Here is a 7,196-nt window from a genome sequence, read left to right as displayed (position 1 = left end):
CGGCGCCTGGCCACCGACCCGGCACCGGCCGCCGCCGACGAGCCGAAGGCCCCGCAGCCGCCGACGCGCGCGCGGCCCGCAGTGCGGCCGCGGCCGAGCCGGAGACCCTCTTCGGCGCGGCCGAGATCCCGGACCCGGACCAGGCCGCCCCGGCGCTTCAGGGCTCCGCCCCGGGCTCCGGTCCGGCCGCGCGCCCGGCTCCCGCCCCGGCGGGCACCGCCGGCCAGGCCCCGGCGGCCACGGACGCCCCGGGCTCCGGGCCGGCCCGGGCGGGTGCGTCCGCCGTGGCGCAGGCGCCTGACGGCGCCGCCGCAACCGGGTGGGGCGGGCCCGACATGGGGGCGCCCGCCACCTTCGTGCTGCTGCGGCACGGGGAGACCGCGCTCACCCCGCAGAAGCGGTTCTCCGGCAGTGGCGGCACCGACCCCGAGCTGTCCCCGGCCGGGCGCCGGCAGGCCGCCGCCGTGGCCGGGGCGCTGGCCGCGCGGGGCACCGTACAGGCCGTCGTCAGCTCGCCGCTGCGCCGCTGCCGCGAGACCGCGCAGGCCGTCGCCGACCGGCTCGGGCTGCCGGTCACCGTCGAGGAGGGGCTGCGCGAGACCGACTTCGGGGCCTGGGAGGGCCTGACCTTCGCCGAGGTGCGGGAGCGCTTCCCGGACGACCTCCAGGCCTGGCTGGACTCCCCGAAGGCCGCCCCCACGGGCGGCGGCGAGAGCTTCGCCGCCGTCACCCGCCGGGTCTCGGCCACCAGGGACCGGCTGCTGTCCGCCTACGCGGGCCGCACGGTGCTGCTGGTCACCCACGTGACCCCGGTCAAGACGCTGGTCCGCCTCGCCCTGGGCGCCCCGCCGGAGTCCCTGTTCAAGATGGAGCTCTCGGCGGCCTCCCTCTCGGCGGTGGCCTACTACGCCGACGGCAACGCCTCGGTGCGGCTGCTCAACGACACCTCGCACCTGCGCTGACCGGCCGGGCGGCGGCCGGCGGGGGTCAGTCCCCGTCGCCGCCGCCGTCGGACCCGCCCCGGCTCAGGCCCCGGCGGCGGCTGCGGCCGGCCGCGCGCACCGCCGAGCCCAGGGCCAGCGTGATCCGTGCGACCACCCGGACCCACGGCGGTCCGCCGCGCTCCGCCCACACCACGCACGCGGCCCCGCACACCGCGAGGAGCAGCAGCAGGCCCAGTACGACGGTCATGTCCCCCACCTCTCATCCGGGTCCGGACATCCGGGAGGTCCCGACATCCGGACAGCGCAACGCCCCGGACCGGGGGATACCCGGTCCGGGGCGTTCAACAGGACGAGCCGGCCTGTACGCCGGGTTCTGTCGCCCGGAGACCTCGCGGTCGCCGGGGAGACGGCCATCCATCTAGGACCGGCGTTGCCGCCGGCCTCGTGCGGTCTACCCGCGAACTCGGGCGGGCAGCCCTCGAACGTTCGCGCAGACCCGTCCGGGGACGGATCCTCTTGACCTTGCTCCGGGTGGGGTTTACCTAGCCGCCTGAGTCGCCTCAGGCGCTGGTGGTCTCTTACACCACCGTTTCACCCTTACCGGGGACCGAAGCCCCCGGCGGTCTGTTTTCTGTGGCACTGTCCCGCGGGTCACCCCGGGTGGCCGTTAGCCACCACCCTGCCCTGTGGAGCCCGGACGTTCCTCGGCGGGATCCGGAGACCCCGACGCGGCCGCCCGGCCGACTCGTCTGTCGTGCCGACCATGCTACCGGCTGCGGGCCGGGGGCTCGGCGGCGGCTTGACCTTGACGCGGCGGCAGGGTTTCTACTGAGGGGCATGCGGATCGGAGAGATCGCCGCGCTCGTCGGGGTCACCACCCGGGCGATCCGGCACTACCACCATGTCGGGCTGCTCCCGGAACCGGAGCGGCGCCCCAACGGCTACCGGGCCTACACCGTGCGCGACGCCGTGCTCCTGGCGCGGGTGCGCCGGCTCACCGAGCTCGGGCTGAGCCTGGACGAGGTGCGAGACGTCCTCGCCGACGACGCCGGGCGCGAGCTGTCCGACGTACTGGAGGAGCTCGACGCCGACCTCGCCCGCCAGCAGGCCGGGCTCGCCGAGCGGCGCAGGCGCCTCGCGGTGCTGCTCGCCGCCGGGCCGGGGGAGGGCGAGCCGGTCTCGCCCGCGCTCGCCGCGCTGCTGGCGAAGGCCCCGCACACGGACTCCCCGGCCGCCGCGAAGGACCGCGAGCACCTCACCCTGCTCGACGCCACCGGCACCGCCGGGGAGGAGCTGTACGCGGTGCTCGGCCCGCTCGCCGCCGACCCGGCGGTGCTCGCGCTCTACGAGCGGCTCGACGAGCTGGCCGGCGCCCCCGCCGACGACCCCCGCATCGGCCCGCTCGCCGAGGCGATGGTCGCCGCCGTGCCGGCCGCCGCCTTCGCCGCGATCCCGACCGACGGGCCCGTCGTCCCCGGCTTCGGGGAGGCCCTGCTCGCCGAGTACCCCCCGGCCCAGGCGGAGGTCGTCCGCCGGGTGATGGCGGCCTTCACCGGCGGGGGGCCCGCGTGAGCGCCGTCCGCGCGGCCCGGATCGCGGCCGGCGCCGCGATACCGGGCGAGCTGCTCCTCGTCCTGTGCCTCGCGGCCGGGCTGCGGCCGCCCGGATGGGTGACGGCCGGGGCCGAGGCGCTGGTGGCCGCCGTACTGCTGCTGGAGGCCCGGGTGCTGTACGCGCTGCGGCGGCGCACCGGCTCCTGGCGGGAGGCCGTACGGACCGTCGTGCCGGAGCCGGTGCGCCGGCTGCTGCTGCACGAGCTGCGGGCCTGCGCCTCGCTCGGACGCTGGGCGGCGCGCCGCCCGCACGGGGTGCGGCCGGGGGACCTCGCCGCCGCGTACACCGGACCGCAGACGGCCATGATGTACGGGCTGCTGTTCGTGTCCCTGATCGAGACCGTCGGCCTCGCCGTGCTCATCCCGTGGCCCGCCGTGCACCGGGTGGTGCTGGTGCTCGACGTCTACGGGGTGCTGCTGGTGCTGGCCCTGCACGCCGCCTGCGTGACCCGCCCGCACGTCGTACGGCCCGACGGGACGCTGCGGATCCGCTACGGGGCCCTGTTCGACCTCACCGTCCCGCCGGAGGCGGTCGCCTCGGCCCGGGTGGACCGGCGCTACCCGGAGGGGCGGCTGGTCACCCTGTCCGACGACGGGGTGCTCGACCTGATCGTGGGCAGCCAGACGACGGTCACCCTGGAGCTGAACCGTCCGCTGGACTTCCGCCGCCCGCTCGGCGCCCGCGCCCGGGCCCGTACGGTCCGCTTCCACGCCGACGACCCCCGCGCCCTGGTCGCCGCCCTGCGGCAGCCGGCCGCGTAGGCGGGCGTCGGACGGGGCCTCGGACGGGGCCTCGGACGGGCCTCACGGCGGGGCCTCGGACGGGCCTCACGGCGGGGCCTCGGGCGGGCCTCAGGCGGGAGCGAAGAGGATCTTGGCCGTGCCCGGGTCCGCACGGGTCAGGCGGACCCGGATCCGGTCGCCGAGCGGCAGGGGGTCCGCCGGGGACTCGACCCGGCCGACCACCGCCGGGTCCTCCAGGTGCACCGTCCCGGTCCGCGGATCCCGTTCCTCGACGTCGACGACCGTCGCCTCGAAGGTCTCCCCGACCCGGTCCTTGAGCAGGGCCGCCTCGACCAGGTCCACGCACTCGCGCTCCACGGAGTTGGCCAGCCTGGTCCCCTCCTGCATCTCGTGCGGGAGCCCCGCCAGGGCCTCCACCGCCCACGCGGGCGGCGCCGCCCCCGCCACCGCCGCCACGCACAGCTCGCCCGCGTAACGGTCCACGAGCCGCCGCAGCGGGGCCGTGCAGTGCGTGTACGGGGCCGCCACCGCCGCGTGCACGGCGTGCTCGGGCCGCTCGCCGCCGGTGAACACCGTGTACCCGGCGCCGCGCAGCAGGGCCGTGCACTCCTGGAGGAACGCGGCGTGCGCCGGGATCCGGGGGTCCAGGGAGCGCACCAGCGCGGCGTACGGGACGTGGTGCGGCCAGTCGATCCGCAGGGCCTGCGCGGCCCGCCGCAGCCGCCCCACCGCGCCGTCGGGGGCGGCCGGCAGGGTGCGCAGGATCCCGGTGCCGGAGGCCAGCATCAGATCGGCGGCGGCCATGCCCGTCATCAGGGAGACCTGGGCGTTCCAGCCGTCGGCCGGGAGCGGGGCCCGGTAGGCCAGGCCGTAGGAGCCGTCCCGTTCGACGACCTCCTGCTCGGGGACGTTCAGGGAGATCCCGCCGCGCTCGGCCTCCAGGGCCTCGCGCAGCGTCCCGATGTCCTTGAGCAGGGCCACGGCCGGTTCGGCGGTGCCGGTGTCGATGGCCTTCTGGACGCCGTCGTAGTCGAGCCGGGCCCGGCTGCGGACCAGGGCGCGGCGGACGTCGGTGGCCTCCACCCGCCCGTCGGAGTCCAGGTCGAGCCGCCACAGCAGCGCCGGACGGGTCTGGTCCGGCAGCAGGCTGGCCGCGCCCTCGGAGAGCACCTGCGGGTGCAGGGGGACCCGTTCGTCGGGGAAGTAGAGGGTGGTGACCCGGCGGTGGGCCTCGGTGTCCAGGGCGCCGCCGGGGGTGACGAAGGCGGCGACGTCGGCGATCGCGTAGTGGACGCGGTAGCCCCCGCCGGATCGTTTCGCCAGGTGCATGGCCTGGTCGAGGTCCACGGAGCCCGGCGGGTCGATGGTGAAGAGGGGGAGGACGGTGGCGTCCTCGGCGGGCAGCCGGGGAGCGGCGGCGGCCCGCTCGGCCTCGGCGAGCACCTGCGCCGGGAAGGCGTCGGGCACGCCCAGACGCGTCCGCAGCTCACGCAGCGCGGCGCCCAGGGCGGCACCGTCCGCACCGGCCATGTGCATGTGACGGCGTGGCATGGACCGAGCGTATGTCCTGCCCGGGAGATCTTCTCGGCGGCGGCGCGCGGCACCCGCCGGGCGGGGCCCGGGGCCGGAATCGCGTGCCGTGTCCCGGTGAGCGGAACACGGCGCGGAACGGGCGCGTACGACGGCGTGAAACCTCCTGGAACGCGGAGCCCGGCCGGGGCGCAATGTGGTGGGCGGATCGCCCGAACCCACCGGAACCGATCGGAACTCATCCACGGGGCGGCAGATGCTGTTGCGGATTCACTTCACGGGCGCCGACCTGGCGCGCACGAGCGTGGCCAGCCGGCCCGACCCGCTGTGGGAGACGGTGCTGAGCCTGCGCATGCTCCAGCACCGCACCGGCAACCCGGCCGCCGAGGCCTGGGGCCGGGCGGTCCTGGCCCGGCGGCCCGAGGGCCTGCGGACGCTCCTGCCCCTGGTGCGCCCGCTCGGCTACTTCCCCGACTTCCTCACCCCGTCCGACGGCTCCCCGGACATCGAGCGGGGCCTCGACGCCCTGACCGCCACCCCGGCCCGCCACCTCGGCGGCGACCTGGAGGTCCTCGCGTCCGGCGGCGCCCTGCCCGCCTGGACGCGGGACCTGGGCGCCGGCCGCCCCGACGCGCTGCGGGGGCTGGCCGCAGCCCTGCGCGGCTATCACGCGGCGGCGGTGGCGCCCCTGGAGCAGACGATGCGGACGACGGTCCGGGCGGAGTACGCGGCGCAGGCCAAGACGGCCGCCGAGTCCGGGATCGAGGGGGTCCTGGCGGGGCTGGGGCCGGGCATGCGGTGGAGGCCGCCGGTGCTGGAGGTCCAGTACCCCGTCGACCAGGAGCTGCACCTGGCCGGGCGGGGCCTGCTCCTCGTCCCCACCCTGTTCCGCGCCCGCACCCCCGTCTCGCTCCTCGACCCGGAGCTCCCGCCGGTCCTCACCTATCCGGCGCGGCGCACCGTCTCCCCGGACGACTCCGCCGGGAGGAAACTCGTACCGCTCATCGGGCGGACCCGCACCGAGATCCTGCACCACACCGCGGAGGGCTCCCGCAGCACCTCGGACCTGGCCCGGCTGGTGGGGATGTCCCAGGCCTCGGTGAGCCACCACACCTCGGTGCTGCGGGCGGCGGGCCTGATCAGCTCGACCCGCCACCGGAACTCGGTCCTGCACGCGGTGACCTCGCTGGGCTCCCTTCTACTGCGCGGGTGAGAGCGCGTCCAGCAGTTTCGAACCTGCTCGAAACAGCTGGACGGGGACCGGCGGCGGGCCGGACAGTCGTCCTGCACCGCGGCACCAGGGCGACGAGGCACCGCCCACCACGGACCCCCCACCGGCGGCCACGACCCGTCCGGGCCCCAGCGGCCCGGGCGCGGCCGTGGCCGTTCGCCCGTGACCGGCCGACGGCGGGCCGTCTACCCTGGCCCGGGGGCCGCACCCCCGCGTCGTGCCATCGATAGGAGAACCACCGTGCTCGTGCTGCTGCCGCCCTCCGAGGGAAAGGCCGCCGGCGGCTCCGGCGCACCGCTCGACCCCGCCTCGCTGTCGCTGCCCGGGCTCGCCGGGGCGCGGGCGGCCGTGCTGGAGGAGCTGGTCGAGCTGTGCGCGGGCGACGAGCTCAAGGCGCGTGAGGTACTGGGGCTCAGCGAGGGGCTGCGCGGCGAGGTGGCCAAGAACGCCGGCCTGCGGTCGGCGCCGGCCCGGCCGGCCGGGGAGATCTACACCGGGGTCCTCTACGACGCCCTGGGCCTCGCCGACCTGCCGGCCGGGGCGCGGGAGGCGGCGGAGCGGACGCTGCTGGTGTTCTCCGGGCTGTGGGGCGCGGTGCGGGTGACCGACCGGATCCCGTCCTACCGGTGCTCGATGGGCGTGAAGCTGCCGGCGCTCGGGGCGCTGGGCGCGTACTGGCGCACGCCGATGGCCGAGGCGATGCCGGAGGCGGCGGGGGACGGGCTGGTGCTGGACCTGCGCTCGTCGGCGTACGCGTCGGCGTGGAAGCCGAAGGGGGAGACGGCGGGGCGCACGGCCACCGTGCGGGTGCTGCACTCGCAGCTGGTGGACGGGGTGGAGAAGCGGTCGGTGGTGAGCCACTTCAACAAGGCGACGAAGGGGCGGCTGGTGCGGGACCTCCTCGTCGCGGGGGTCGAGCCGGCGGGGCCCGCGGAGCTGGTGGCCGCGCTGCGGGACCTCGGCTACGTGGTCGAGGCCGAGGCCCCCGCGAAGGCCGGCAAGGCGTGGTCTCTCGACGTGGTGGTCACGCAGATCCACTGACCGGGGCCGCCCGGACGCCGGCGGGGCCGTCCCGGCCCCGCCGGGCTCAGCGCCCCAGGGGCCAGGCGACCGCGGACCAGACCCCGTCCGCGG

7 protein-coding genes and 1 other RNA gene are annotated in these 7,196 nt (G+C 77.1%); 5 read left to right on the top strand and 3 right to left on the bottom strand.

Features of this window, described 5'->3' with window-relative positions; genetic code table 11:
* Positions 1-962: bifunctional RNase H/acid phosphatase (locus AB0O29_RS33440; RefSeq protein ID WP_365159453.1), on the top strand; the 962-nt coding region annotated here is incomplete at its 5' end.
* Between the two features lie 25 nt (positions 963-987).
* On the opposite strand, the gene AB0O29_RS33435 is transcribed toward AB0O29_RS33440, so the two are convergent.
* Positions 988-1,191: a hypothetical protein gene (locus tag AB0O29_RS33435; protein WP_365159450.1), complete on the bottom strand. Its 204-nt coding sequence runs from the start codon at positions 1,189-1,191 to the stop codon at positions 988-990.
* Between the two features lie 99 nt (positions 1,192-1,290).
* Positions 1,291-1,692: RNase P RNA component class A (gene rnpB, locus AB0O29_RS33430), an RNA gene on the bottom strand.
* A gap of 89 nt (positions 1,693-1,781) precedes the next feature.
* Here rnpB and AB0O29_RS33425 point away from each other — a divergent pair.
* Both AB0O29_RS33425 and AB0O29_RS33420 read left to right on the top strand, forming a co-directional pair.
* Positions 1,782-2,516: a MerR family transcriptional regulator gene (locus tag AB0O29_RS33425; RefSeq protein ID WP_365159447.1), complete on the top strand. Its 735-nt coding sequence runs from the start codon at positions 1,782-1,784 to the stop codon at positions 2,514-2,516.
* A complete protein-coding gene (locus AB0O29_RS33420) occupies positions 2,513-3,319 on the top strand; it encodes a hypothetical protein (RefSeq protein ID WP_365159444.1) in 807 nt (268 codons plus the stop codon). Before AB0O29_RS33425 ends, AB0O29_RS33420 begins: the two co-directional genes overlap by 4 nt.
* Before the next feature lie 90 nt (positions 3,320-3,409).
* Here AB0O29_RS33420 and AB0O29_RS33415 read toward each other — a convergent pair whose 3' ends face one another.
* Complete coding sequence (locus AB0O29_RS33415) at positions 3,410-4,852, bottom strand: RNB domain-containing ribonuclease (protein ID WP_365159441.1); 1,443 nt, start codon at positions 4,850-4,852, stop codon at positions 3,410-3,412.
* A 235-nt stretch (positions 4,853-5,087) separates the two neighbouring features.
* Here AB0O29_RS33415 and AB0O29_RS33410 point away from each other — a divergent pair, with 235 nt between their 5' ends.
* Both AB0O29_RS33410 and yaaA read left to right on the top strand, forming a co-directional pair.
* Positions 5,088-6,044, top strand: a complete 957-nt coding sequence (locus tag AB0O29_RS33410; RefSeq protein ID WP_365159438.1) for a helix-turn-helix domain-containing protein — start codon at positions 5,088-5,090, stop codon at positions 6,042-6,044.
* A 258-nt stretch (positions 6,045-6,302) separates the two neighbouring features.
* Positions 6,303-7,103: a peroxide stress protein YaaA gene (yaaA, locus tag AB0O29_RS33405; protein ID WP_365159436.1), complete on the top strand. Its 801-nt coding sequence runs from the start codon at positions 6,303-6,305 to the stop codon at positions 7,101-7,103.
* Positions 7,104-7,196: the final 93 nt, after the last annotated feature.

The sequence above is a fragment of the Streptomyces sp. NPDC089915 genome (genome assembly GCF_040684675.1).
Taxonomy (GTDB): Bacteria; Actinomycetota; Actinomycetes; order Streptomycetales; family Streptomycetaceae; genus Streptomyces.
This window is presented reverse-complemented; position numbering and strand designations above follow the sequence as displayed.